This is a genomic window from Streptomyces sp. DH12 (assembly GCF_020873895.1).
Lineage (GTDB): Bacteria > Actinomycetota > Actinomycetes > Streptomycetales > Streptomycetaceae > Streptomyces.
This window is the reverse complement of record NZ_JAHWGT010000012.1, coordinates 119,923-143,710: the sequence shown is the minus strand read 5'-3', so window position 1 is coordinate 143,710 and position 23,788 is coordinate 119,923. Positions and strand designations below refer to the sequence as shown.

Here is a 23,788-nt window from a genome sequence, read left to right as displayed (position 1 = left end):
GGAGGGGCCCGCCGGGCGGGTGGGGGGCGCCCAGCCCGCCCTGGGGGGAGGGGGCTGCCGCGGGCAGCCGTTACGCTGGACCCGTGGCAGTCGTCGACGTATCCGAAGAGCTCAAGTCCCTCACCTCGACCATGGGGTCCATCGAGGCGGTCCTCGACCTCGACAAGATGAGGGCGGACATCGCCGTGCTCGAGGAGCAGGCGGCCGCGCCGTCCCTCTGGGACGACCCCGAGGCGGCGCAGAAGATCACCAGCAGGTTGTCGCACCTCCAGGCGGAGGTGCGCAAGGCGGAGAGCCTGCGCAGCCGGATCGACGACCTCGCGGTGCTCTTCGAGCTCGCCGAGGCCGAGGACGACCAGGACACCCTCGCCGAGGCCGAGTCCGAGCTGACCGATGTCCGCAAGGCCCTCGACGAGATGGAGGTGCGCACCCTCCTCTCCGGCGAGTACGACGAGCGCGAGGCCCTCGTCACCATCCGCGCCGAGGCCGGCGGCGTCGACGCCTCCGACTTCGCCGAGCGCCTCCAGCGCATGTACCTGCGCTGGGCCGAGCGGCACGACTACAAGACGGAGATCTACGAGACGTCGTACGCGGAGGAGGCCGGCATCAAGTCGACCACCTTCGTGGTGCACGCCCCGTACGCGTACGGCACGCTCTCCGTCGAGCAGGGCACGCACCGCCTGGTCCGCATCTCCCCCTTCGACAACCAGGGCCGCCGCCAGACGTCCTTCGCGGGCGTCGAGGTGCTCCCGGTCGTCGAGCAGACCGACCACATCGACATCCCGGAGAACGAGCTCCGCATCGACGTGTACCGGTCCTCCGGCCCCGGCGGCCAGTCCGTCAACACCACGGACTCCGCGGTCCGCATCACGCACATCCCCACCGGGGTGGTCGTCTCCTGCCAGAACGAGAAGTCGCAGATCCAGAACAAGGCGTCCGCGATGCGCGTCCTCCAGGCCCGCCTGCTGGAGCGCCAGCGCCAGGAGGACCGCGCCAAGATGGACGCCCTGAAGGGCGACGGCGGCAGCTCCTGGGGCAACCAGATGCGCTCCTACGTCCTGCACCCGTACCAGATGGTCAAGGACCTGCGCACCGAGCACGAGGTCGGCAACCCGCAGGCCGTGCTCGACGGCGAGATCGACGCCTTCCTGGAGGCGGGCATCCGCTGGCGCAAGCAGCAGGAGAAGTAAGCCCCCCAGCACCACCGCACGACGGCGCCGCCCCTTCCGGGGAGCGGCGCCGTCGCCGTGTACCCGTCCGGGCACCGGCCCCTGACGTCTCCTCAGCGGCGCCGTCGCGACAGGGCCGGCGGCGGGCCGGCGTTGGCGATTCGCTGTCGCAAGGGGTCGCCAGCGTGCCGTCTCGCTTTGTCGACATGCCAACCGCCCTTGTGAGGGCCGGTCTCACGGGTTACGTCACAGTTGCATCCCCGCACCTCAGGCAAGGTCGCCCATTCCGGACATCGCGTGCGCAACGAGCTTGACGGTGCATCGAAAACTGGGAAAGCTGACGCGCGGCATGCGCATGTCCGGGGCGCGTGTGACCGGGGGAACGGCACGAAGCCCCCAGCGTCCGTTGCCCCTGAGCGCGCTGCCCTACTGACGAGATCGGCTACTGGGGGTAGCAGCTTTATGACGAACAAGATGCGGGTCAGGGTCGCGCGGATAGCCGCCGGTGCGGTGATCGCCGCGGGTGCGTCCCTGACGGCCGCCGGGGTTGCGCAAGCCACCACGGAAATCGACCTCGGAATCTCGATCGGCAACGAGTGCCCGCCGATCGACCCCACCTGTGACGACTCCACCACGGGCGGCAGCACCGGCGAGACGGGCACGACCGGCACGACCGGCAGCACCGGCGAGACCGGTACGACGGGCACCACCGGCACCACCGGCACCACCGGCACCACCGGTACGACCGGCACGACCGGCAGCACCGGTGAGACGGGGTCGACGGGCGAGACCGGCACCACCGGTACGACCGGCTCCACCGGTTCGACGGGCAGCACCGGCGAGACCGGCACCACGGGCACGACGGGCACCACCGGCAGCACGGGCGAGACCGGCACCACCGGCACCACCGGCTCCACCGGTACGACGGGCGGCACGGGTTCGACCGGCTCCACCGGTTCGACCGGCAGCACCGGCGAGACCGGCACCACGGGCACCACGGGTACCACCGGCGGCAACGGTGGCACGACCGGTACCACCGGCGGCTCCACCGGCACGACCGGCTCCACCGGCACGACCGGCTCCACCGGTACGACCGGTACGACCGGCTCCACCGGCACGACCGGCGGTGAGGGCTCCACCGGCACCACCGGCTCCGCCACCACCGGGGGCAGCGGCGGCACCACCGGCGGCAACGGCGGCACCACCGGCTCCGCCGCCACCGGCGGCAACGGCGGTACCACCGGCGGGGACGCCGGCTGCTCCGTGACCGTCGACGGTGCCGAGTGCGCCGACACCAACAACCCCGACACCAACAACGCCGGCTCCCAGCCGGTGCAGCAGGGCGAGGCCAAGGAGGAGCTGGCCGAGACCGGCGCCGGCGAGACCACGTTCCTGCTGCTCGGCGCCGCGACGATGATCGCCGGCGGTGTCGGCTTCCGTCTGCTGCCGCGCCTGGTCGCCGGCGGCCGCACCGTCGCCTGAGGCACCGCGCACCCTCGCCCGAGGCGCCACGGCCGGGCGCCTGAGGCACCACGCACCACCGCCTGAGGCACCGACCAAGGCCCGGCCGGCCGGCGCGGGCCCACGGGTCCACCGGCCGGCCCCCGCCGGGCAAGCGGAAGGGCCCGGACGACCGTCTCCACGGTCGTCCGGGCCCTTCGCCGTCCGTCTGCGTGCCGCCTCGCCGCCGGCTAGGCGGGCTGGTGGGCCACCGCCAGCGCCGCCGCGGCCGCCACCAGGAGCAGGAGGAGCGTCAGCAGGGCGGCGGGGCTCAGGGCGCCCCAGGGGCTCTGCTGCATGCGTTGGCGGTTCGCCCGGCACACGGGGCAGCGACCCTCGCTCACGGGCGCCGCGCAGTTGGCGCACACCAGTCGGTCGTAGGTCATGCGCTCTCCTCCTCCCGCGTGGCGGAGCCGCCGGACGCGGAATGTCCACGCGGTTCTCTCCGCACAACGCTCAGGGAAACGCGTCCGTTCCCCCCACCACTGTGCCAGGTCCCGCGATTTTAGGCGCGCGCCCTCACGTCCCCGCCGGTCAGGGCGCCGTACCACCACCGGCAGGATCGGACAAACCGGGCAAGGCCGGGCGGTGACTGCACGGGGCATCCCGGTTCGCGTATGGTCACGCTCACCTACTCCTCCCGGCCGACCGTGGGTGCACCCGTGATCCGATTCGACAACGTCTCCAAGTCCTACCCGAAGCAGAACCACGCCGCTCTCCGAGACGTCTCCCTGGAGATCGAGAAGGGCGAGTTCGTCTTCCTGGTGGGATCCTCCGGCTCCGGGAAGTCCACCTTCCTGCGGCTGGTCCTGCGCGAGGAGCGCGCCAGCACGGGAACGGTGCACGTCCTCGGCAAGGACCTGGCCCGGCTGTCCAACTGGAAGGTGCCGCACATGCGCCGCCAGCTGGGCACCGTCTTCCAGGACTTCCGCCTGCTGCCGAACAAGACCGTCGCGCAGAACGTCGCGTTCGCGCAGGAGGTCATCGGCAAGCCGCGAGGCGAGATCCGCAAGGCCGTCCCCCAGGTCCTCGGGCTGGTCGGCCTCGCGGGCAAGGAGGACCGGATGCCCGGCGAGCTGTCCGGCGGTGAGCAGCAGCGCGTGGCCATCGCCCGCGCGTTCGTCAACCGGCCGATGCTGCTGATCGCGGACGAGCCGACCGGCAACCTCGACCCGCAGACCTCGGTCGGCATCATGAAGCTGCTCGACAAGATCAACCGCACGGGCACGACCGTCATCATGGCGACGCACGACCAGAACATCGTCGACCAGATGCGCAAGCGCGTCATCGAGCTCGACAAGGGCCGGCTCGTCCGCGACCAGGCCCGCGGCGTCTACGGCTACCAGCACTGACCGGCGGCCGCCGGCGGCGGCGGTCCGCGGCGGCAGTCCTCACGCACGGCAAGGAAAGGCTCAACGCACCCGATGCGCGCCCAGTTCGTACTCTCGGAGATCGGTGTCGGCCTCCGTCGCAACCTCACGATGACCTTCGCCGTCATCGTCTCCGTGGCCCTGTCGCTGGCCCTGTTCGGCGGCGCCGTGCTCATGGGCCAGCAGGTCAACGCGATGAAGGACTTCTGGTACGACAAGGTCAACGTCACCGTCTACCTCTGCAACAAGAACGACGCCGAGGTGTCGGAGACCTGCTCCAAGGGGGCGGTCACCGCCCAGCAGAAGGAGCAGATCGAGTCCGACCTGAAGAAGCTGGACCTCGTGGAGTCCGTGCACCACGAGACGGCGGAGGAGGCGTACCGGCACTACCGGGAGCAGTACGGTGACACCGCCATCGCCAGCGTGATCACGCCGGACCAGATGCAGGAGTCGTTCCGGGTCAAGCTGAAGGACCCGGAGAAGTACGAGGTCGTCGCCACCGCGTTCGCCGGCCGGGCCGGCGTCCACTCGGTGCAGGACCAGCGGGGCATCCTGGAGAACCTCTTCAACATGATGCGCGGCATGAACGTCGCCGCCCTCGTCGTCATGGGCCTGATGCTGCTCATCGCGCTGATGCTGATCGTCAACACGGTGCGCGTCTCGGCGTTCAGCCGGCGCCGCGAGACGGGCATCATGCGGCTGGTGGGCGCGTCGAGCTTCTACATCCAGATGCCGTTCATCATGGAGGCCGCCTTCGCCGGCCTCCTCGGCGGCCTGGTCGCCTGCGGCCTGCTGCTCGTCGGCCGGTACTTCCTGATCGACGCGGGGCTCTCCCTCGCCGAGCAGATGCCGCTGGTCCAGTTCATCGGCTGGGACGCGGTGTTCTCCGTCCTCCCGCTGGTGCTGGTCATCGGCCTGCTCATGCCCTCGCTGGCCGCCGCCGTCGCGCTGCGCAAGTACCTGAAGGTGTGACGAGCGCCCCTGGCGCCGTGCGGGCGAGGTCCACGTACGGCGCCGTGCCCACCCCCTAAAGTGGGCGGCATGTCGCTGCCGGGTCCCGAGTCCGCGCGCCGGCCCCGCCGCGTCCGGCGCGGGGCGGCCCTGACCGTGCTCTTCGCCACCGTCCTCGCGACGGCCGCGGCCACCGACTCCCTCCCGTGCGACGACGCCGAGGGGCCGCGCCCCGCCACCGGAGGTTCCGCCCACGCCGGTGCCGCCGTACGGGTGCCCGCCGGGACCGGCCGGGACGTGCCCGCCGCACGGCGCGGCGGCACCGTGCGCGACGAGGTGGCCCGCGCCGCCGCCGAGGCGGCCGCCGACGGCAAGTCGGGCACCGAGGCCGCCCAGGAGGTCGTCAGCCGCAGCGGGGACCGCTGGGGCGCCGTGTACGACAAGCGCGAGTACGAGGAGTTCCAGCGCGCCCTGGACGGCTCGTACACGGGCGTCGGGCTGTGGGCGCGCCGTACCGCCGAGGGGCACGTCGAGGTGGACCGGGTACAGCCCGGCGGCCCCGCGGCCCGGGCCGGGCTGCGCCCCGGGGACCGGATCCGCGCCGTCGACGGCCGCGCCGTGCGCGGGCGCACCGCCGCCGACGTGGTCGCCCTGCTGCGCGGCGACGGCCCCGACGGCGAGGCCGCGGGCGCCGGAGCGGGCACCGCCGTCGTCCTCGACCTCCAGCGCGGCGCGCGCGCCTGGACCGCGACCCTGCGCCGGGCCCGGCTCGCCACCGAGCCGGTCACCGTGCGGCGGCTCGGCGACGCCGTCGTCATCCGCGTCACCGCCTTCACCCGCGGCAGCGGCGACCTCGTCCGCCGGGCCGTCGACGCCGCGCCCGAGGGCGCCGGGATCCTGCTCGACCTGCGCGGCAACGGCGGCGGGCTCGTCACCGAGGCGGTCGCCGCCGCGTCGGCCTTCCTCGACGGCGGCCTCGTCGCCACGTACGACGTGCACGGCACGGAGAACGCCCTGTACGCCGAGCCGGGCGGCGACACCTCCCGGCCCCTCGTCGCGCTCGTCGACGGCGGCACGATGAGCGCCGCCGAGCTGCTCACCGGGGCCCTGAAGGACCGCGGCCGGGCCGTCACCGTGGGCTCGCGCACCTTCGGCAAGGGCTCCGTGCAGATGCCGAGCCGGCTCCCCGACGGGTCGGTCGCCGAACTCACCGTCGGCCACTACCGCACCCCGGCCGGCGCCCGCGTCGACGGGCGGGGCCTCATCCCCGACGTGCCGGCGCCGACCGGCACCGTGGAGCGGGCCCGCACGGTATTGAGTGGCCTCGGGGCGGGGTCCTAGTGCGAAAATGACCGCACTATGGCTAAGGAAACAGGGCGCAAGATGATCGCGCAGAACAAGAAGGCGCGGCACGACTACCACATCATGGACACCTACGAGTGCGGTCTGGTCCTGACCGGCACCGAGGTGAAGTCGCTGCGCCAGGGGCGGGCCTCGCTCGTGGACGGCTTCGTGCAGATCGACGCGCACGAGGCGTGGCTGCACAACGTGCACGTGCCGGAGTACAGCCAGGGCACCTGGACCAACCACACCGCGCGGCGCAAGCGGAAGCTGCTCCTGCACCGGGCCGAGATCGACAAGCTGGAGTCGAAGTCGCAGGAGACGGGCCACACGATCGTGCCCCTGGCGCTGTACTTCAAGGACGGCCGGGCCAAGGTCGAGATCGCGCTCGCCCGCGGCAAGAAGGAGTACGACAAGCGGCAGACGCTGCGGGAGAAGCAGGACCGGCGCGAGACCGACCGGGCCGTGTCGGCGGTCCGCCGCCGCCAGCGCGCCTGATCCGACGCCCGGGCGGGAATGCGCTGGCATCGTCGTGCGTTGGTCACGTACGATGGCACCTGCCCCGCCTGGCGGGCGCACATTGAAAAATCAACATGGGGATGATCGGTTTCGACAGCGGCTGTCGAAGCAGGGGAAGCGTGTCGAGGAAGCGGCAATGATCTCGTAAACCATATGTCGCAACCAATAATCGCCAACACCAAGCGCGATTCCTTCGCCCTCGCTGCCTGAGTAGCGAGCTTGCGAAGTGTCAGCCCGGGGCTGTTCCCGACCCGGATCCTGGCATCAGCTAGGGAACTAAACCTCTAGGCCCGGTCACGGGGCGTAGAGGGAAACCAAACAGTGACTGAGCCCGTCGGAGACTTGTCCGCGTGATCTCCGGGGCCGAGAAAAGCGCAGCGGACTGCACACGGAGAAGCCCTGGTTCCGCACCGTTGGACGCGGGTTCGATTCCCGCCATCTCCACTCATCCCATGTGGGCAGAGGCCCGGCAGCCATCAGGCGGCCGGGCCTCTGTCGTACCCCGGTCCGGCCCGACCGAGCCCGGTCCGGCCCGACCGAGCCCGGTCCGGCCCGACCGAGCCCGGTCCGGCCCGACCGAGCCCGGTCCGGCCCGTCGGGCCCGCCGTGGCCCGGCGGGTGGCCGCGGGGGTCAGGGCGGGGTGAGGAGGCGGCGGTAGCGCAGGCCCGGGCGGCCGGTGAGGGTCAGGGTGCCGACGGTCTCGAAGCCGTTGCGCTCCAGCACCGCGCGGGAGGCCGGGTTGTCGAGGGTCGTCACCGCCCGCAGCTCCGCCAGGCCGTACGCCCGGGCCGCGAGCCGGCACACCTCGGCGACCGCCGCCGACGCCACGCCCCGGCCCGCCGCCCGCTCGGCGACGCGGTAGCCGAGTTCGGCCGCGCCCTGCTCGACGCAGACGAGGTTGACCCGGCCGACCAGCTCCCCGTCGCCGTCCAGGACGACGTGGAAGTGGCGCAGGCCGGCCTCCTGCTCGGCGAGGAGCGTGCGGTGCCGGTCGTCGAACTCCGTGAAGTACGCGTCGCCCCGGTCCGGTATCGAGCGGGTGAACCAGGCGCGGTTCTCCCGCTCGAAATCCAGCAGCGCGGGCGCGTGGTCAGCCCGCAGTCGTTCCACCCTCAGCATGCGCCGGAGCATACGGCAGCGGCCGGCGGGGCCGGCCCGCCACCGCCAGGCACAGCGCCAGGGCCGCCGCCGCCACCGGCAGGGCGTACGCCGTGCCGGGGCCCGCGTGCTCCACGAGCCAGCCGCCCGCCGCCGCGCCGGCCGAGACGCCGCCGAGCAGGGCGGTCACCGCGAGGGTCATGCCCTCGTTCAGCTGCCCGGCCGGGGTCAGGCGCTGCACCAGCGTCGTGCCCGTCACCAGCGTCGGCGCCGTCGCCATCCCCGCCAGCAGCAGCGCGCCCGCCAGGGCGGGCAGCGAGCCCGTCCCGGAGGCGAGCAGCGGGCCCGCCATCAGGGCGGTCATCGCCGCCAGGCAGACGCGCAGCCGCCGGGCCGGGTCCGCGGCCGGGCGCGCGGAGCCGTACGCGAGGCCCGCCAGGAACGAGCCGAACGCCTGGAGCGCCATGACCGGGCCCGCCACCGGGCCGTCCACGAACGCCAGCGTCACGATCTCCAGGGAGCCGAAGACCGCGCCCGTCGCCAGGAAGACCACCAGCAGCGCCGGCATCCCGGCCGTGCGCAGCGGGGAGCGGGCGCGGTGCCCGGCCCGGCGCGGGGCGGCCGGCGGTTCGGTGGCGCGCTGCGCGGTGAACAGCAGCACGCCGGTGAGGAGCAGGACCGCCCCCACGAGGGTGCCCGCCTCCGGGAAGAGCGCCGCGCACAGGAACGCGGCGAGCACCGGGCCCAGGACGAAGCACAGCTCGTCCACGGCCTGCTCGAAGGCGTTCGCGGTGTGCGCCGCCTCCGGGTCGTCCCGGTACAGGTGGGCCCAGCGGGCGCGGGACATGCCGCCGGTGTTCGGGGTGGTCGCCGTCGCGGCGTACGCGGCGAACAGCGTCCAGGCCGGCGCCTGGTGACGGACGCACAGCAGCAGGGCGAGCGAGCCGAGCACGGCGAGCAGGGTGGCGGGGACGGCGACGCGCGCCTGCCCGTACCGGTCGACGAGTCGGGCCGTGAACGGCGCGACGACCGCCGTCGCGGCCAGCCCGGTCGCGGTGACGGCACCGGCCAGCGCGTACGAGCCCCGCGTCTCGGCGATCATGATGACCGCGCTGACGGTGAACATGCCCATCGGGATCCGGGCGACGAGGTTCCCCGCGGTGAACGCGCGCGTGCCCGGCCGGTCGAAGAGCCGGGCGTACGGGTTGCGGACGCGCCGCCGCCCGGGGCCGGGCGGGCGGGGCCGGCGCCCCGGACGGGGCCCGCCGCCGGGCGGGCGGGGCGCGGGGTCAGGCCCGCCGTAGCGGGGGGCGAGGACGAGGGAGCCGGGGGCCACGGCCGGCACGGGCGCGGCCTTCGTCGGGTACGGGGGCATGGCCACCACCCTCCGTGCCGCCCCCGCCCGGGGTCCAACACCTGATCAGCGGCGATTGACGCACCTGTGTTGTAGGTTCCCGGGCGTGGTCCCCGACATCGATCCCCGGCTCCTGCGCGCGTTCACCGCCGTCGCCGACGAGCTGCACTTCACCCGCGCCGCCGCCCGCCTCTACGTCGCCCAGCAGGCGCTCAGCCGGGACATCCGGCGCCTGGAGCGGGACCTCGGCACGGAGCTGTTCGTCCGCACGACCCGGCAGGTCGCGCTCACCCCCGCGGGCGAGCGCCTGCGGCCGTACGCCGAGGCCGTCCTCGCCGCGTACGACGACCTCGCCGCCGCCTTCACCGACACCGGCCCCCGCCCCCTGCTCGTGGACCTCAACACGCCCGCCATCTGCACCGGCCGGGTCCTGGAGCGCGCCCGGCGGCTCGCGCCCGACTGCGAGCTGATGGCCCGCTACGAGAGCGGCCTGACCGGCGCGGCCGCCGAGATCCTCGCCGGCCGCCTCGACGTCTCCTTCGGCCGCGTCGCCGGCCTCGACCCGGCCGTCCGCGCCCGGCTCGCCTGGCAGCCCGTGCGGTACGAGCGGATGGCGGTGATCCTCCCGGCCGACCACCCCCTCGCCGACCGGGACGAGGTCGAGCTGTCCGCGCTCGCCGGGGAGGCGCTGTACGCCGGGGCGGGCAACCCGCGCACCCGCGAGTGGACCGACCTCGCCGCGCTGCTCTTCGCCGGCCACGGGGTGCGCGTCGCCCCGCCCGCCCCGCTGGCCGTCGGCGTGGAGGAGTTCCGCCGCGTCATGGCCAAGGGCCGCACGCCGGTGCTGGCCGTGGTGGACTTCCAGGCCATGCCGGACACCGTCCGCCGGCCGCTGGTACGGCCCGTACCGCTGTCACCCGTGGCGATGGTGTGGCGCAGGGGGCTGAAGCACCCCGGCCTCGACGCGCTGCGCACCGCCGCCGGCGAGCTCGCCGCCGCGGAGGAGTGGCTGGTCGTCCCGGACGGGGCCTGGCTCCCCGACGCCGACGCCGCCCTCATGCGCCCCACCGGCTGAGCCGGCGCTCACACCGCGCCCCCGCCCCCGGTGAGAGCAAGGTTTCCGGCCGGTCACCTTCGATGACCGGGCCGAAACGCGCCCTGCCTAGCGTCGGCCCCGGACGGCGTTCAGGGACCGACACAGCGGAGGTGCGCGATGGGCGGACGGTGGATCCAGGAGTGGGACCCGGAGGACGAGGTCTTCTGGCGGGAGAAGGGCGAGCGCGTCGCCCGCCGCAACCTGCTCTTCTCCGTGGTCTGCGAGCACATCGGCTTCTCCGTGTGGACCCTGTGGTCCGTGATGGTGCTGTTCATGGGACCCGAGTACGGCATCGACCCGGCCGGCAAGTTCTTCCTCATCGGGGTCGCCACGCTCGTCGGCGCGGTCATCCGCGTCCCGTACTCCTTCGCCGTCGCCCGCTTCGGCGGGCGGAACTGGACGGTGGCCGGCGCGCTGCTGCTCCTGCTGCCGACGGGCGCCGCCTACGCGGTGATGGAGCCCGGCACGTCGTACACGACCTTCGTCCTCGTGGCCGCGCTCACCGGGGTCGGCGGCGGCAACTTCGCCTCCTCCATGACGAACATCAACGCGTTCTTCCCCCTCCACCGCAAGGGCTGGGCCCTCGGGCTCAACGCCGGCGGCGGCAACATCGGCGTCCCCGTCGTGCAGCTGGTCGGCCTCGCCGTCATCGGCACGGCCGGTGCCGCCCACCCGAGGATCGTCCTCGGCCTCTACCTGCCGCTGATCGTCGTCGCGGCGGTCTGCGCCGCGCTCTTCATGGACAACCTCGCCCCGGTGCGGAACGACACCGGCGCGGTGAAGGAGGCCGCCCGCGACGCCCACACCTGGATCATGGCGTTCCTCTACGTCGGCACCTTCGGCTCGTTCATCGGCTACAGCTTCGCCTTCGGACTGGTCCTGCAGACCCAGTTCGGGCGGACCCCGCTGGAGGCCGCGTCGCTCACGTTCGTCGGCCCGCTCCTCGGCTCCCTGATCCGGCCCGTCGGCGGCTCCCTGGCCGACCGGTACGGCGGTGCCCGCATCACCCTCGGCACCTTCGCGGCGATGGCCGCCGCGACCGGTGTCGTCGTGCTCGCCTCGCTCGCCGAGTCGTTCGCGGTCTTCCTCGTCGGCTTCACCTCCCTGTTCGTCCTCAGCGGCCTCGGGAACGGCTCGACGTTCAAGATGATCCCGGCGATCTTCAAGGCGAAGGCGCACGCCGCCGGCCTGGCGGGCGAGGAGGCCGACGCGTACGGGCGCCGCATCTCCGGCGCCTCCATGGGCCTGATCGGCGCGATCGGGGCCGTCGGCGGACTGGGCATCAACCTCGCCTTCCGCCAGTCCTTCCAGACCGCCGGGACCGGCACGTCCGCCTTCGTCGCCTTCCTCGTCTTCTACGGCGCCTGCATCGCGGTGACGTGGGCGGTGTACCTTCGCAAGCCGGCGGCCGACCCGGCGGGCGGCACCACCGCCCCGGCTGTCACGGCGGCCCTCCCGGTCCTCCCGGCCGGCACGGGCGGCCCGGTGGACGCGGTGGACGCCGCGGACGCGGTGGACGCCGCGGCCGGCGACGGCCCGGCGCGGCGCCGGTTCGGCTACTCGGAGGTGTGAGCGCACATGGTCCGTAACGGCGGGGAAACCTCGGCGAACCCCGACTGTCACGCACCCTTGTCAGGCTCGGGCCCCATGCACGAGCAGCAGCAGGAGCACGGCCCCCTCGCGGGCTTCACGGTCGGCGTCACCGCGGCCCGCCGCGCGGACGAACTGGGCGCGCTGCTGCAGCGCCGGGGGGCGGCGGTACTCCACGCCCCCGCGCTGCGCATCGTGCCGCTCGCCGACGACGCGGAACTCCTGGAGGCGACGAAGGCCCTCGTCGCCGACCCCCCGGACACCGTCGTCGCGACCACCGCCATCGGCTTCCGCGGCTGGCTGGAGGCCGCCGACGGCTGGGGGCAGGGGGAGGAGCTCGTCGCGTGCCTGCGGGGCGTACGGGTCCTCGCCCGCGGCCCCAAGGTGAAGGGCGCCGTACGGGCCGCGGGGCTGACCGAGGAGTGGTCGCCGGCTGGCGAGTCCATGGCCGAGGTCCTCGACCGCCTCCTCGACCAGGGCGTCGCCGACCGCCGCATCGCCCTCCAGCTCCACGGCGAACCGCTGCCGGGCTTCGTGGAGGCCCTGGAGGACGCCGGCGCGGACGTGGTCGTCGTTCCGGTGTACCGGTGGATGCCGCCGGAGGACCCGGCCCCCCTGGACCGGCTCCTCGACGCGACCCTGGCGCGGTCGCTGGACGCCGTGACGTTCACCAGCGCTCCCGCCGCCGCGTCCCTGCTGGCCCGCGCCCACGGCCGGGGACTGCGGGCCGAGCTGCTCGACGCGCTGCGCCACGACGTGCTGCCCGCGTGCGTCGGCCCGGTCACCGCCGTACCGCTGCAGAGCCACGGCGTGGACACCCACCAGCCCGAACGCTTCCGGCTCGGCCCGCTGGTCCAGCTGCTGTGCCAGGAGCTGCCGGCCAGGGCGCGGACCCTGCCCGTGGCCGGCCGCCGCGTCGAGATCCGCGGCCACGCGGTCCTGGTGGACGGCGCGCTGCGGCCGGTGCCGCCCGCCGGCATGTCGCTGCTGAACGCCTTGGCCCGCCGCCCCGGCTGGGTCGTCTCCCGCGCGGAGCTGCTGCGGGCCCTGCCCGGCGCGGGCCGCGACGAGCACGCCGTGGAGACCGCCATGGCCCGACTGCGCTCCGCGCTGGGCGCGCCGAAGCTGATCCAGACGGTGGTCAAGCGCGGCTACCGCCTGGCCCTCGACCCGACGGCGGACGCGGACGCGGGCACGGACCCGACGGCGGGCACGGACGCGGGCACGGACCCGACGGCGGGTACGGACCCGACGGTGGGCACGGACCCGACGGTGGGCACCGGCGCGGGCGCGGACGCGGCGGCGGGCGGCGACGCCGAGCGGTGACCGGCCGGGGGCGCCGGCCCCGAGCCACGACGCGGTCCCGACCGGGCCCCGACGCAGGCCCGCGACGAATCTGCCGCCACGGCCCCGACACGGCCCCCGCCAGGCCCCGACACGGCCCCGCCGCGACCCCCGCCAGGCTGCCCCCGCCCGGGCCGCCCGCGCGCGGCCCGGAAGCCCCCGCCCCGGCCGCCCGCGCGCGGCCGGACGCCCCGACGGGCGCCGCCCGTTCGGATACCGGACGCCCCGGGCCGCGTACCCCGCCCGCCCTCGCCCCCGGCCCGGCCCCGCGGCGGGCGGATGCCGCGCGCGGCCTTCCCGGGCGCGGCATCGACGGGCACCCTGGGGACGGACGGCGGACGACGGACGGCTCCGCGGTGACCCGAGGCGGTGACTGGCACATGGACGGCGACGAACGGCGGTTCGATCCCGGGCGGCGCTGCCTGGCCTTACTGGCCGAGCCACCCACCGACCCCGGGCGGCTGGCCCGCTGGCTGCTGGGCTGCGGACTCGTACCGCCCGGCACGCCGCTCACCGCCGTGGACGACGACTGGGTGGAGCGCTTCGCCGAACTCCGCGTCCACATCGGCGTCCTGGTCCGCGCCGAGCTGGGCGCCCACACCCCCGACGTGCCCGCGGCACTGGACCGGCTCAACGCCCTCGCGGCCGCCGCCGCGCCCCCCGCCCCCCGCGCCGTGCGCGGCCCCGACGGCCGGCTCGTACGGGCCCTGGGAGGCGCCCCGCGCTGCGCCCCGCTCGTCGCCACCGTCGCGCGCGACGCCGTCGACCTCCTGACCGACCCCGAGGCGCGCGCCCTGATCCGCCAGTGCGAGGGCGACCACTGCCACCGCGTCTACCTGGACACCTCCCGCGGCGGGCGCCGCCGGTGGTGCTCCAGCGAGATGTGCGGCAACCGCGAGCGCGTCGCCCGCCACCGGGCGCGCGCCGTCCGCACCGCCGAACCCTCCGGAGGAAAATCCCGGCGCCGTTGAGACGTTCGGCTCCCCGCTCCGTAGTCATGGGGGCAAGGAGTCGGAAGGGTCTCGACCGGGAGGTTCGGGTGCGCAAGGATGCCGCCGTGGCCGATGACCGCCGTGGGGCGCGTCGGGCCCGGCACCGCGCGGAGGCTCCGCGCGCCAACCCGCCCGCTCCCGACGAGGAGTTGATGCGGTCGCTCTACACCGAGCACGCCGGACCCCTGCTCGCCTACGTGCTGCGCCTCGTCGCCGGCGACCGCCAGCGCGCGGAGGACGTGGTGCAGGAGACGCTCATCCGTGCCTGGAAGAACGCCGGTCAGCTCAACCGGGCCACCGGCTCCGTCCGACCCTGGCTGGTGACGGTCGCCCGGCGCATCGTCATCGACGGCCACCGCAGCCGGCAGGCCCGGCCGCAGGAGGTCGATCCGTCGCCGCTGGAGGTCATGCCCGCGGAGGACGAGATCGACAAGGCGCTGTGGCTGATGACGTTGTCGGACGCACTCGACGATTTGACCCCCGCCCATCGGGAAGTCCTCATCGAGACGTACTTCAAGGGGCGTACGGTCAACGAGGCCGCGCAGACCCTGGGGATACCGAGCGGGACCGTGCGGTCCCGGGTGTTCTACGCACTGCGGTCGATGAAGCTGGCACTGGAGGAGAGGGGGGTGTCGGCATGACGACGCACGGCTACGGCGAGGAGTACGCCGAGGGGTCCGTGCACGACGCCGTCGGCGCGTACGTGCTGGGGGTGCTCGACGACACCGACGCCACCGCCTTCGAGGCCCACCTCGCGGGCTGCGGAGTGTGCGCGGCCCGCCTGGACGAGCTGGCCGGCATGCCGCCGATGCTGGCGCTCCTGGCGGAGGGGCCCGGCCCGGCCGAGCGGCCGGTGACCGCGCCGCCCCCGCCGCCGCCCGCGCCCTTCGCGCCGGCCGGCCCGCCCGGCCCGCCGCTGCTGAGCCGGCTCGTCGACGAGGTGTCCGTGCACCGCGCCCGCCGCCACCGCAAGGCGCGCTACCTCGTCGCGGCCGTCGCGGTGCTGGTGATCGGCGGGCCGGCGCTCGCCGTGGGCGCCCTGTCCGGCGACGCGCCGACCACCACGCGCGTCGCGGCGGAGGACGTCTTCTCCGGGCTGGCGCGGAAGGTCTCGGCGACCGACGCGACGACCCGGGTCAGCGCCACCGTCGGCATGGAGGGGAAGGGCTGGGGCACGGACGCCATGCTGGAGCTGCGCAACGTCACCGGGCCGCTGAAGTGCCGCCTCGTCGCCGTCTCCAAGGCGGGCGAGGAGGAGATCGTCTCGTCCTGGTCCGTCCCGAAATGGGGGTACGGCATCGCGGACAGCCCGAACGAGACGGCGAGGAAGCCGCTGTACGTCCACGGCGCCGCCGCCATGGCCCCGGGCGCCATCGACCGGTTCGAGGTGCGCACCTTCGACGGACGCAGCCTGGTCACGATCCCGACGTAGGACGCGTCCGACCGGGACGGCCCGCCTGACATCGCGGCCCCCGTGGCGTACCCTCGACGGCTGCCCAGTGCACGTCAGAAGGGGGCCCCTGGTGGCCGCGCAGGAAGCCGACCGTGTGGTCGTCGACACGATTCGGGACCGCGAGATCGGTGTCGAGCAGGACCACCTGGACCAGGTGTACCGCCGCCTCGAGGAGAAGATCCACGAGGCGGAGTTCCTCATGCACGACGCGGCTCGGCAGGGGCAGGTCGGCACGCCCGGCGCCCTCGCCGAGCGCGACGCCCAGGTGTTCCGGGCGGGGGTCCACCTCAACCGTCTGAACAGCGAGTTCGAGGACTTCCTCTTCGGCCGCATCGACCTGCTGCGCGGCAAGGACGGCAAGAAGGGCCCCGACGGCGCCTACACCTCCGTCGAGCCCGCCGACGACGCCGTGCGCCCGGACGCCACCGCGGAGATCGCCGAGACGCTCCACATCGGCCGCATCGGCGTCCTCGACACCGACTACAGCCCGCTCGTCATCGACTGGCGCGCCCCGGCCGCCGCGCCGTTCTACCGGGCCACGCCCGTCGACCCCGGCCGCGTGGTGCGCCGCCGCGTCATCCGCTCCAAGGGCCGCCGGGTCCTCGGCGTGGAGGACGACCTGATGCGCCCGGAGCTGACGGCGACCCTCGGCGGCGCCGAGCTGGCGGTGGTCGGCGACGGCGCCCTGATGGCCGCGCTGGGCCGGGCCCGCGGCCACACCATGCGCGACATCGTCGCGTCCATCCAGGCCGAGCAGGACCTGGTCATCCGGGCCCCCGCGGCGTCCGTGACGTACGTCGAGGGCGGCCCCGGCACCGGCAAGACCGCCGTCGCCCTGCACCGCGCCGCGTACCTGCTGTACCAGGACCGCCGCCGCTACGCCGGCGGCATCCTCGTCGTCTCGCCGACGCCGCTGCTCGTCGCGTACACCGAGGGCGTCCTGCCGTCCCTCGGCGAGGAGGGCCAGGTCGCCGTCCGCGCCGTCGGCAGCCTCGTCGACGGCGTGGAGGCCACCGCGTACGACGAACCGGCCGTCGCCCGCGCCAAGGGCTCCTCGCGGATGCTCCAGGTCCTGCGCAGGGCCGCCCGCGGCGCCCTGGAGCTCGGCGACGCCCCGGACCGGCTGCGCGTCGTCGCCTTCGGGCGGCGCGTCGAGCTGGAGGCCGACGAGCTCGCCCGCATCCGGCACGACGCCCTCGGCGGCACCGCGCCGGTGAACCTGCTGCGCCCGCGCGCCCGCCGGCTCCTCCTCGACGCCCTGTACGCGAAGACCGGCGCCGGCACCCGGCACGCCGACCCGGAGCTCGCCGCCGAGCTGCGCTCGTCCTTCGACGAGGACGTCACGACCGAGGACTCCTTCACCGGCTTCCTCGACGCCTGGTGGCCCGAGCTCACCCCCCGCGCCGTGCTCTCCGCCATGGCCGACGAGAAGCGGCTCGGCCGCTGGGCGCGCCGCGTCCTCAACCCGGGCGAGGTGCGCCGGGTGGCCCGCTCGCTGCGCCGCGAGGGGTACTCCGTGCACGACGTGGCCCTCCTGGACGAGCTCCACACCCTCCTGGGCGCCCCGGCCCGGCCGCGCCGCAGACGCGAGCTGGACCCCCTGGACCAGCTCACCGGCCTGGAGGAGCTGATGCCGGTACGGCAGGAGACGCAGCGCGAGCGGGCCGAGCGGCTGGCGCAGGAGCGCACCGAGTACGCCCACGTCATCGTGGACGAGGCGCAGGACCTCACGCCCATGCAGTGGCGGATGGTCGGCCGCCGCGGCCGGCACGCGACGTGGACGGTGGTCGGCGACCCGGCGCAGTCGTCGTGGTCGGCTCCGGACGAGGCCGCCGAGGCGCGCGACGAGGCCCTGGGCCGCCGCCCGCGCCGCCGCTTCACCCTCACGGTCAACTACCGCAACCCTGCCGAGATCGCCGAGCTGGCCGCCCGCGTCCTGGCCCTGGCGATGCCGGGCGCCGAGTCGCCGCGCGCGGTCCGCTCCACGGGCCTGGAGCCGCGCTTCACGGCCGTCGGCGACCGGGAGCCGGGTGAGGTGGTCCGGGACGAGGCGCGCCGCCTGCTGGAGCGCGTGGACGGCACCGTGGGCGTCGTCGTCGCCATGAGCCGGCGCGAGCAGGCCGCGGGCTGGCTGGCCGGGCTCGGCGACCGCGTGGTGGCGCTGGGCAGCCTGGAGGCCAAGGGCCTGGAGTACGACGCGACGGTCGTCGTCTCGCCAGCCGAGATCGCCGACGAGTCCCCGGCCGGGCTGCGGGTGCTGTACGTGGCGCTGACGCGGGCCACGCAGCAGCTCACGGTCGTCTCGGGCCGCCGGGACGAGCCGGACGCGGCGGGGGTGCCGGACCTCCTGCGCGACTGAGCGGGGGGCCGTTCGGGGGTGGATCCGGCGGTGTGGGAATCGCTTGCCGGAGGGGTTTGTTAGCCTGGATACGGCACCGGCTCGATCCAAGCCCCCGGGCCCAACCTTAGTCGCTACGAGCGACCACTTGCCGCGAGGCGAGCATGGCGGGCCGGTGTCGTCAACGTGGGAAGCGGGTCCACGTCATCCGAGGTGATGGCGTGGACCCGCTTCCTTTTTGCTCGCGTTCTCTCGTATGGTGGAAAACAGTTTCCGAAAACAAAAAGACCGTATTACCTGCTACTCGCAGGTAGGTGCGACCATCGGAGGGCCCCCACGCGGCCACCGCCGCGCCGGGGGTAGCAACGAAGCTAGGGAAAGCAGAGGAAGTCGGCCATGGCAACGGCGCCCAGCGTCTCGTACTCGATGACGGTCCGGCTGGAGGTGCCCGCGAGCGGAACCGCGGTCTCCCAGCTCACCACGGCCGTGGAGTCCTCCGGAGGCTCCGTCACCGGCCTCGACGTGACCGCCTCCGGCCACGAGAAGCTGCGGATCGACGTGACCATCGCGGCGACCTCCACCGCGCACGCCGACGAGATCGTCGGCAAGCTCCGCGGCATCGAGGGCGTCGTCCTCGGCAAGGTCTCGGACCGCACGTTCCTGATGCACCTCGGCGGCAAGATCGAGATGGCGTCGAAGCACCCCATCCGCAACCGCGACGACCTGTCCATGGTCTACACGCCGGGCGTCGCCCGCGTCTGCATGGCCATCGCCGAGAACCCCGAGGACGCCCGCCGCCTCACCATCAAGCGCAACTCCGTCGCGGTCGTGACGGACGGCTCCGCCGTCCTCGGCCTCGGCAACATCGGCCCGAAGGCCGCGCTGCCCGTCATGGAGGGCAAGGCGGCGCTGTTCAAGCGGTTCGCCGGCATCGACGCCTGGCCGATCTGCCTGGACACCCAGGACAGCGACGCCATCGTCGAGATCGTCAAGGCCATCGCCCCGGGCTTCGCCGGCATCAACCTGGAGGACATCTCCGCGCCGCGCTGCTTCGAGATCGAGGCCCGGCTCCGCGAGGCCCTCGACATCCCGGTCTTCCACGACGACCAGCACGGCACCGCGATCGTCGTGCTCGCCGCCCTCACCAACGCCCTGCGCGTCGTCGGCAAGGCCATCGGGGACGTACGGGTCGTCATGTCGGGCGCCGGCGCCGCCGGCACGGCCATCCTCAAGCTGCTCATCGCCGCGGGCGTCAAGCACGCCGTCGTCGCCGACATCCACGGCGTCGTCCACGCGGGCCGCGAGGACCTCGTCGACGCCGCCCCCGAGTCGCCGCTGCGCTGGATCGCCGACAACACCAACCCCGAGGGCGTCACCGGCACCCTGAAGGAGGCCGTGGTCGGCGCGGACGTCTTCATCGGCGTCTCCGCGCCGAACGTCCTCGACGGTGACGACGTCGCCGCCATGGCCGGCGACGCGATCGTGTTCGCGCTCGCGAACCCGGACCCCGAGGTCGACCCGGCGATCGCCCGCCAGACCGCCGCCGTGGTGGCCACCGGCCGCTCCGACTTCCCCAACCAGATCAACAACGTGCTGGTCTTCCCGGGAGTGTTCCGCGGCCTGCTGGACGCCCAGTCGCGTACGGTCAACACCGACATGATGCTCGCGGCGGCGACCGCGCTGGCCGACGTCGTCACCGACGGGGAGCTCAACGCCAACTACATCGTCCCGTCGGTCTTCAACGACAAGGTCGCGGGCGCCGTGGCCGGTGCCGTACGCAACGCCGCGAAGGCGGCCCAGGCGGACCAGCCCTCCGCCTGACGCCCCGGCGGGCGGCACGGTGTGGCGCAACGCACCCCGTGCCGCCCCCGGCGCGTCGCGGAGCGCGGGCGTCCGCCCCCGCCCGTAGGGTGGCGCTTCGTCGCCGGCAGGTCTCCGAGACGTCTCCGCGCGGCCGGTTGCACGGCCGCGCGGACGTCACCGGGACCGGGCTGTGGCGCTCTTCGTGTGACTCCGGAGGGTGCCGGATTGGCTTTCCCGCCGCTGGTGGGGGCAGGATGCGTATTCGGGCGCGAGGGTCTGACGGCAGACCCGGGTCCGAGCACTGTCCTAGGGCCCTGGCAGCATCGGCTTCGATCTCACGCCTCACAGGCAAGAAGAACACGGGAGTAACAACATGAACCGCAGTGAGCTGGTGGCCGCCCTGGCCGACCGCGCCGAGGTGACCCGCAAGGACGCCGACGCCGTGCTGGCCGCGCTCGCCGAGACCATCGGTGAGGTCGTCGCCAAGGGCGACGAGAAGGTCACCATCCCCGGCTTCCTGACCTTCGAGCGCACCCACCGTGCCGCTCGCACCGCTCGTAACCCCCAGACCGGCGAGCCGATCGACATCCCGGCCGGTTACAGCGTGAAGGTCTCCGCGGGCTCGAAGCTCAAGGAAGCCGCGAAGGGCAAGTAAGGCCCCCAGGCGTGTGGAAAGGGCGGTCACCCTGCGGAGGGTGACCGCCCTTCCGTTCGCCCGCGTACGGCCCTCCCAGGGCCCGTGCCGGCACCGCACCACGACGACGGCCCCCCGTGGATCACGGGGGGCCGTCGTCGTACGTGCGAGGTGACGTCCACTCAGACACCGCCCGGCGGGCGCCGGATGCCCCACCGCCCACCGCCACCCCGGACCCCCGGCCGGGGGCCCGGGCAGTGGCCGGTCAGACGGTGGTGGCGCCCGGCAGCTCGACCTTCGCGCCCGACTCCACCGGCTTCTGCATGCTGTGCCGGCCCGGGGGCGACCCCCGGACCCCCGGCCGGGGGACCGGGCAGTGGCCGGTCAGACGGTCGTGGCGCCCGGCAGCTCGACCTTCGCGCCCAACTCCACCGGCTTCTGCATGCTGTGCCGGCCCGGGGGCGACCCCCGGACCCCGGCCGGGGGCCCGGGCAGTGGCCGGTCAGACGGTGGTGGCGCCCGGCAGCTCGACCTTCGCGCCCAACTCCACCAGCTTCTGCATGAAGTTCTCGTAGCCGCGGTTGATCAGCTCGATGCCGTGCACCCGGGACGTGCCCTGTGCCGCCAGGGCGGCGATCAGGTACGAGAAGCCACCGCGCAGGTCCGGGATGACCAGGTCGGCGCCCTGCAGCTTCGTGGGGCCCGAGACGACCGCGGAGTGGAGGAAGTTGCGCTGGCCGAAGCGGCAGTCGGAACCGCCCAGGCACTCGCGGTACAGCTGGATGTGGGCGCCCATCTGGTTGAGCGCGGAGGTGAAGCCCAGCCGCGACTCGTACACCGTCTCGTGGACGATCGACAGGCCCGTGGCCTGCGTCAGGGCGACCACCAGCGGCTGCTGCCAGTCCGTCTGGAAGCCGGGGTGCACGTCCGTCTCCAGCGCGATGGACTTCAGCCGGCCGCCCGGGTGCCAGAAGCGGATGCCCTCGTCGTCGATCTCGAAGGCGCCACCCACCTTCCGGTAGGTGTTGAGGAAGGTCATCATCGAGCGCTGCTGCGCGCCGCGCACGTAGATGTCGCCCTCGGTCGCCAGCGCGGCGGACGCCCACGACGCCGCCTCCAGGCGGTCCGACAGGGCGCGGTGGGTGTAGCCGCCGAGCTTGTCGACACCGGTGATCCGGATCGTCCGGTCGGTGTCCATCGCGATGATGGCGCCCATCTTCTGCAGGACGCAGATGAGGTCCTCGATCTCGGGCTCGACGGCCGCGTTGGAGAGCTCCGTCACACCCTCCGCGAGGACCGCCGTCAGCAGGACCTGCTCGGTCGCGCCCACCGACGGGTACGGCAGCCGGATCTTCGTGCCGCGCAGCCGCCGCGGCGCCTCCAGGTACTGGCCGTCGTCGCGCTTCTCGATCTTCGCGCCGAACTGCCGGAGCACCTCGAAGTGGAAGTCGATGGGCCGTCCGCCGATGTCGCAGCCGCCCAGCCCCGGGATGAAGGCGTGGCCGAGCCGGTGCAGCAGCGGGCCGCAGAAGAGGATCGGGATGCGGGAGGAACCCGCGTGGGCGTCGATGTCGGCGACGTTCGCGGACTCCACGTGCGTCGGGTCCATCACCAGCTCGCCCGGCTCCTCACCGGGGCGCACGGTCACGCCGTGCAGCTGGAGCAGGCCGCGGACCACCCGGACGTCACGGATGTCGGGCACATTGCGCAGCCGGCTCGGCCCGCTGCCGAGCAGTGCGGCGACCATCGCCTTGGGCACGAGGTTCTTCGCGCCGCGGACGCGGATCTCGCCCTCCAGCGGGGTTCCGCCGTGGACAAGCAGTACATCGTCTGTGCCGGTCATGTATCTCGCGTTCCGGTCGGGAGTGTGCCCCCGGGCGGAGCGCGGGGGTGGGTCGGGCAAGGGCCAGGGAAAAGGGTAAGGCGCTTCCACCCCTGCCCCGTAAGGGTGGGGAGCGGAGGAGCGTGTAATGAATTCGCCACAACACCCTGTGTTCTCCGGGCCTTGCGGACGGTCACCGTCCGTTTGTGTCCCGAGCCGCGTACGGACCGTGTCCGGACGCCTTCCCTCAGGTACCCGGCACCCCGCCCCGCGCTCCGGGCGGCACGTCCCCGGCACCCCCCACGCGCTCCGGGAGCCACTCCCCGCGCACCCCCGGGCGCCACACCCCTTCGGCCGACCGGCCCGCCCGCGCCCCGCGGGCGGCCCGCATGCGGGATCATGTCTGGCATGACCGAGGTGTCCTCGCTCGCGGGGCGGCTGCTCGTCGCCACCCCCGCCCTGGCCGACCCGAACTTCGAGCGTGCGGTGGTGCTGCTGCTCGACCACGACGACGAGGGCTCGCTCGGCGTGGTCCTCAACCGGCCCACGCCGGTCGGCGTCGGGGACATCCTGGAGCCCTGGGCGGACCTCGCCGGCGAGCCGGGCGTGGTGTTCCAGGGCGGCCCCGTCTCGCTCGACGCGGCGCTCGGCCTCGCCGTGATCCCCGGCGACGAGGGTCCGCTCGGCTGGCGCCGCGTCCACGGCGCGATCGGCCTGGTCGACCTGGAGACCCCGCCCGAGCTGCTCGGGCCCGCGCTCGGCTCCCTGCGGATCTTCGCCGGGTACGCGGGGTGGGGGCCCGGCCAGCTGGAGGACGAGCTGGGCGACGGCGCCTGGTTCGTGGTCGAGTCCGAACCGGGCGACGTGTCCTCCCCGAACCCCGAGGGCCTCTGGCGCGCGGTGCTGCGCCGCCAGCGCAGCGAACTCGCCATGATCGCGACGTATCCGGACGACCCGAGCCTGAACTGAAGCCCCGCCGGGTGAGTACCCTTGGCTGTTATGAGCACTCTCGAGCCCGAGCGCGGGGCAGGTACGGGGACCCTCGTAGAGCCGACACCGCAGGTGTCGCACGGCGACGGCGACCACGAGCGCTACGCCCACTACGTCCAGAAGGACAAGATCATGGCGAGTGCCCTCGACGGCACTCCCGTCGTGGCGCTCTGCGGCAAGGTGTGGGTACCGGGCCGGGACCCGAAGAAGTACCCCGTCTGCCCCATGTGCAAGGAGATCTACGAGTCCATGGGCGCGGGCGGCGACAAGGACAAGGGCAAGGGCGGCGGCAAGGACAAGAAGTAGCCTGCGGTCCGCGGGCGACGGCCCGCGGACCTCGGCCTTCGAGCCCACCGGTCCACCCGCCTCCGCCGGAGCCGTGCGGGGCCCCCGGAAGAGCGGCGGCGCACCACGTGTGCGCGG

21 protein-coding genes and 1 other RNA gene are annotated in these 23,788 nt (G+C 74.0%); 18 read left to right on the top strand and 4 right to left on the bottom strand.

The window, feature by feature from the left end:
- Nucleotides 1–83: 83 nt before the first annotated feature.
- Entirely contained in the window at nt 84–1,190 is a 1,107-nt protein-coding gene (prfB, locus tag LPA54_RS13675; RefSeq protein WP_228977234.1) for a peptide chain release factor 2, read from the top strand.
- 441 nt (nt 1,191–1,631) lie between these two features.
- Nucleotides 1,632–2,651, top strand: coding sequence for a hypothetical protein (locus LPA54_RS13670; protein WP_228977229.1), 1,020 nt, complete (start codon nt 1,632–1,634; stop codon nt 2,649–2,651).
- A gap of 209 nt (nt 2,652–2,860) precedes the next feature.
- Here LPA54_RS13670 and LPA54_RS13665 read toward each other — a convergent pair whose 3' ends face one another.
- A complete protein-coding gene (locus tag LPA54_RS13665; protein ID WP_228977227.1) occupies nt 2,861–3,055 on the bottom strand; it encodes a hypothetical protein in 195 nt (64 codons plus the stop codon).
- A gap of 276 nt (nt 3,056–3,331) precedes the next feature.
- Here LPA54_RS13665 and ftsE point away from each other — a divergent pair, with 276 nt between their 5' ends.
- The 5 genes from ftsE (at nt 3,332) to ssrA (ending at nt 7,297) form a co-directional block, all read left to right on the top strand.
- Complete coding sequence (ftsE, locus tag LPA54_RS13660; protein WP_058945500.1) at nt 3,332–4,021, top strand: cell division ATP-binding protein FtsE; 690 nt, start codon at nt 3,332–3,334, stop codon at nt 4,019–4,021.
- 72 nt (nt 4,022–4,093) lie between these two features.
- On the top strand, nt 4,094–5,011 hold the full coding sequence (gene ftsX / locus LPA54_RS13655; protein WP_228977225.1) for a permease-like cell division protein FtsX: 918 nt from the start codon (nt 4,094–4,096) through the stop codon (nt 5,009–5,011).
- 69 nt (nt 5,012–5,080) lie between these two features.
- Nucleotides 5,081–6,331 carry a S41 family peptidase gene (locus tag LPA54_RS13650; protein WP_228977223.1) on the top strand — a complete coding sequence of 417 codons (1,251 nt, stop codon included), beginning with the start codon at nt 5,081–5,083 and terminating at the stop codon, nt 6,329–6,331.
- A gap of 18 nt (nt 6,332–6,349) precedes the next feature.
- Entirely contained in the window at nt 6,350–6,829 is a 480-nt protein-coding gene (gene smpB / locus LPA54_RS13645; protein ID WP_228977220.1) for an SsrA-binding protein SmpB, read from the top strand.
- 97 nt (nt 6,830–6,926) lie between these two features.
- Nucleotides 6,927–7,297, top strand: a transfer-messenger RNA (tmRNA) gene (gene ssrA / locus LPA54_RS13640).
- A 184-nt stretch (nt 7,298–7,481) separates the two neighbouring features.
- On the opposite strand, the gene LPA54_RS13635 is transcribed toward ssrA, so the two are convergent.
- Nucleotides 7,482–7,970 carry a GNAT family N-acetyltransferase gene (locus tag LPA54_RS13635; protein ID WP_228977213.1) on the bottom strand — a complete coding sequence of 163 codons (489 nt, stop codon included), beginning with the start codon at nt 7,968–7,970 and terminating at the stop codon, nt 7,482–7,484.
- On the bottom strand, nt 7,942–9,324 hold the full coding sequence (locus LPA54_RS13630) for an MFS transporter (protein ID WP_228977212.1): 1,383 nt from the start codon (nt 9,322–9,324) through the stop codon (nt 7,942–7,944). The genes LPA54_RS13635 and LPA54_RS13630 overlap by 29 nt, the downstream gene beginning before the upstream one ends.
- A gap of 85 nt (nt 9,325–9,409) precedes the next feature.
- Between LPA54_RS13630 and LPA54_RS13625 the strand changes: the two genes are divergently transcribed.
- The 9 genes from LPA54_RS13625 (at nt 9,410) to LPA54_RS13585 (ending at nt 20,574) form a co-directional block, all read left to right on the top strand.
- A complete protein-coding gene (locus tag LPA54_RS13625; protein WP_228977211.1) occupies nt 9,410–10,378 on the top strand; it encodes a LysR family transcriptional regulator in 969 nt (322 codons plus the stop codon).
- A gap of 138 nt (nt 10,379–10,516) precedes the next feature.
- On the top strand, nt 10,517–11,971 hold the full coding sequence (locus LPA54_RS13620; protein ID WP_228977210.1) for a NarK/NasA family nitrate transporter: 1,455 nt from the start codon (nt 10,517–10,519) through the stop codon (nt 11,969–11,971).
- 75 nt (nt 11,972–12,046) lie between these two features.
- Nucleotides 12,047–13,315: a uroporphyrinogen-III synthase gene (locus LPA54_RS13615; RefSeq protein WP_228977209.1), complete on the top strand. Its 1,269-nt coding sequence runs from the start codon at nt 12,047–12,049 to the stop codon at nt 13,313–13,315.
- Between the two features lie 398 nt (nt 13,316–13,713).
- Nucleotides 13,714–14,304: an ABATE domain-containing protein gene (locus LPA54_RS13610; protein WP_228977294.1), complete on the top strand. Its 591-nt coding sequence runs from the start codon at nt 13,714–13,716 to the stop codon at nt 14,302–14,304.
- A 26-nt stretch (nt 14,305–14,330) separates the two neighbouring features.
- Nucleotides 14,331–14,966 carry a sigma-70 family RNA polymerase sigma factor gene (locus tag LPA54_RS13605; RefSeq protein WP_228977207.1) on the top strand — a complete coding sequence of 212 codons (636 nt, stop codon included), beginning with the start codon at nt 14,331–14,333 and terminating at the stop codon, nt 14,964–14,966.
- A complete protein-coding gene (locus tag LPA54_RS13600; protein WP_228977205.1) occupies nt 14,963–15,757 on the top strand; it encodes an anti-sigma factor in 795 nt (264 codons plus the stop codon). The genes LPA54_RS13605 and LPA54_RS13600 overlap by 4 nt, the downstream gene beginning before the upstream one ends.
- 91 nt (nt 15,758–15,848) lie before the next feature.
- Nucleotides 15,849–18,137, top strand: coding sequence for a UvrD-helicase domain-containing protein (locus LPA54_RS13595; RefSeq protein WP_228977204.1), 2,289 nt, complete (start codon nt 15,849–15,851; stop codon nt 18,135–18,137).
- 375 nt (nt 18,138–18,512) lie between these two features.
- Nucleotides 18,513–19,937: an NAD-dependent malic enzyme gene (locus tag LPA54_RS13590; RefSeq protein ID WP_228977202.1), complete on the top strand. Its 1,425-nt coding sequence runs from the start codon at nt 18,513–18,515 to the stop codon at nt 19,935–19,937.
- A gap of 355 nt (nt 19,938–20,292) precedes the next feature.
- Entirely contained in the window at nt 20,293–20,574 is a 282-nt protein-coding gene (locus LPA54_RS13585; protein ID WP_058944816.1) for an HU family DNA-binding protein, read from the top strand.
- A gap of 481 nt (nt 20,575–21,055) precedes the next feature.
- On the opposite strand, the gene murA is transcribed toward LPA54_RS13585, so the two are convergent.
- Nucleotides 21,056–22,396: a UDP-N-acetylglucosamine 1-carboxyvinyltransferase gene (gene murA / locus LPA54_RS13580; RefSeq protein ID WP_228977200.1), complete on the bottom strand. Its 1,341-nt coding sequence runs from the start codon at nt 22,394–22,396 to the stop codon at nt 21,056–21,058.
- 387 nt (nt 22,397–22,783) lie between these two features.
- Here murA and LPA54_RS13575 point away from each other — a divergent pair, with 387 nt between their 5' ends.
- Both LPA54_RS13575 and LPA54_RS13570 read left to right on the top strand, forming a co-directional pair.
- A complete protein-coding gene (locus tag LPA54_RS13575) occupies nt 22,784–23,344 on the top strand; it encodes a YqgE/AlgH family protein (protein ID WP_228977199.1) in 561 nt (186 codons plus the stop codon).
- A 30-nt stretch (nt 23,345–23,374) separates the two neighbouring features.
- Complete coding sequence (locus tag LPA54_RS13570; protein WP_228977194.1) at nt 23,375–23,671, top strand: DUF3039 domain-containing protein; 297 nt, start codon at nt 23,375–23,377, stop codon at nt 23,669–23,671.
- Nucleotides 23,672–23,788 lie beyond the last annotated feature (117 nt).

Excerpts from the sequence above, each read along its gene's own strand:
- LPA54_RS13670 (WP_228977229.1), top strand. The coding sequence starts at position 1,632 with ATGACGAACAAGATGCGGGTCAGGGTCGCGCGGATAGCCGCCGGTGCG.
- LPA54_RS13665 (WP_228977227.1), bottom strand. The coding sequence starts at position 3,055 with ATGACCTACGACCGACTGGTGTGCGCCAACTGCGCGGCGCCCGTGAGC.
- ftsX (WP_228977225.1), top strand. The coding sequence starts at position 4,094 with ATGCGCGCCCAGTTCGTACTCTCGGAGATCGGTGTCGGCCTCCGTCGC.
- LPA54_RS13650 (WP_228977223.1), top strand. The coding sequence starts at position 5,081 with ATGTCGCTGCCGGGTCCCGAGTCCGCGCGCCGGCCCCGCCGCGTCCGG.
- smpB (WP_228977220.1), top strand. The coding sequence starts at position 6,350 with ATGGCTAAGGAAACAGGGCGCAAGATGATCGCGCAGAACAAGAAGGCG.
- LPA54_RS13635 (WP_228977213.1), bottom strand. The coding sequence starts at position 7,970 with ATGCTGAGGGTGGAACGACTGCGGGCTGACCACGCGCCCGCGCTGCTG.
- LPA54_RS13630 (WP_228977212.1), bottom strand. The coding sequence starts at position 9,324 with ATGCCCCCGTACCCGACGAAGGCCGCGCCCGTGCCGGCCGTGGCCCCC.
- LPA54_RS13620 (WP_228977210.1), top strand. The coding sequence starts at position 10,517 with ATGGGCGGACGGTGGATCCAGGAGTGGGACCCGGAGGACGAGGTCTTC.
- LPA54_RS13615 (WP_228977209.1), top strand. The coding sequence starts at position 12,047 with ATGCACGAGCAGCAGCAGGAGCACGGCCCCCTCGCGGGCTTCACGGTC.
- LPA54_RS13610 (WP_228977294.1), top strand. The coding sequence starts at position 13,714 with ATGGACGGCGACGAACGGCGGTTCGATCCCGGGCGGCGCTGCCTGGCC.
- LPA54_RS13605 (WP_228977207.1), top strand. The coding sequence starts at position 14,331 with ATGGGGGCAAGGAGTCGGAAGGGTCTCGACCGGGAGGTTCGGGTGCGC.
- LPA54_RS13600 (WP_228977205.1), top strand. The coding sequence starts at position 14,963 with ATGACGACGCACGGCTACGGCGAGGAGTACGCCGAGGGGTCCGTGCAC.
- LPA54_RS13590 (WP_228977202.1), top strand. The coding sequence starts at position 18,513 with ATGGCAACGGCGCCCAGCGTCTCGTACTCGATGACGGTCCGGCTGGAG.
- LPA54_RS13585 (WP_058944816.1), top strand. The coding sequence starts at position 20,293 with ATGAACCGCAGTGAGCTGGTGGCCGCCCTGGCCGACCGCGCCGAGGTG.
- murA (WP_228977200.1), bottom strand. The coding sequence starts at position 22,396 with ATGACCGGCACAGACGATGTACTGCTTGTCCACGGCGGAACCCCGCTG.
- LPA54_RS13575 (WP_228977199.1), top strand. The coding sequence starts at position 22,784 with ATGACCGAGGTGTCCTCGCTCGCGGGGCGGCTGCTCGTCGCCACCCCC.
- LPA54_RS13570 (WP_228977194.1), top strand. The coding sequence starts at position 23,375 with ATGAGCACTCTCGAGCCCGAGCGCGGGGCAGGTACGGGGACCCTCGTA.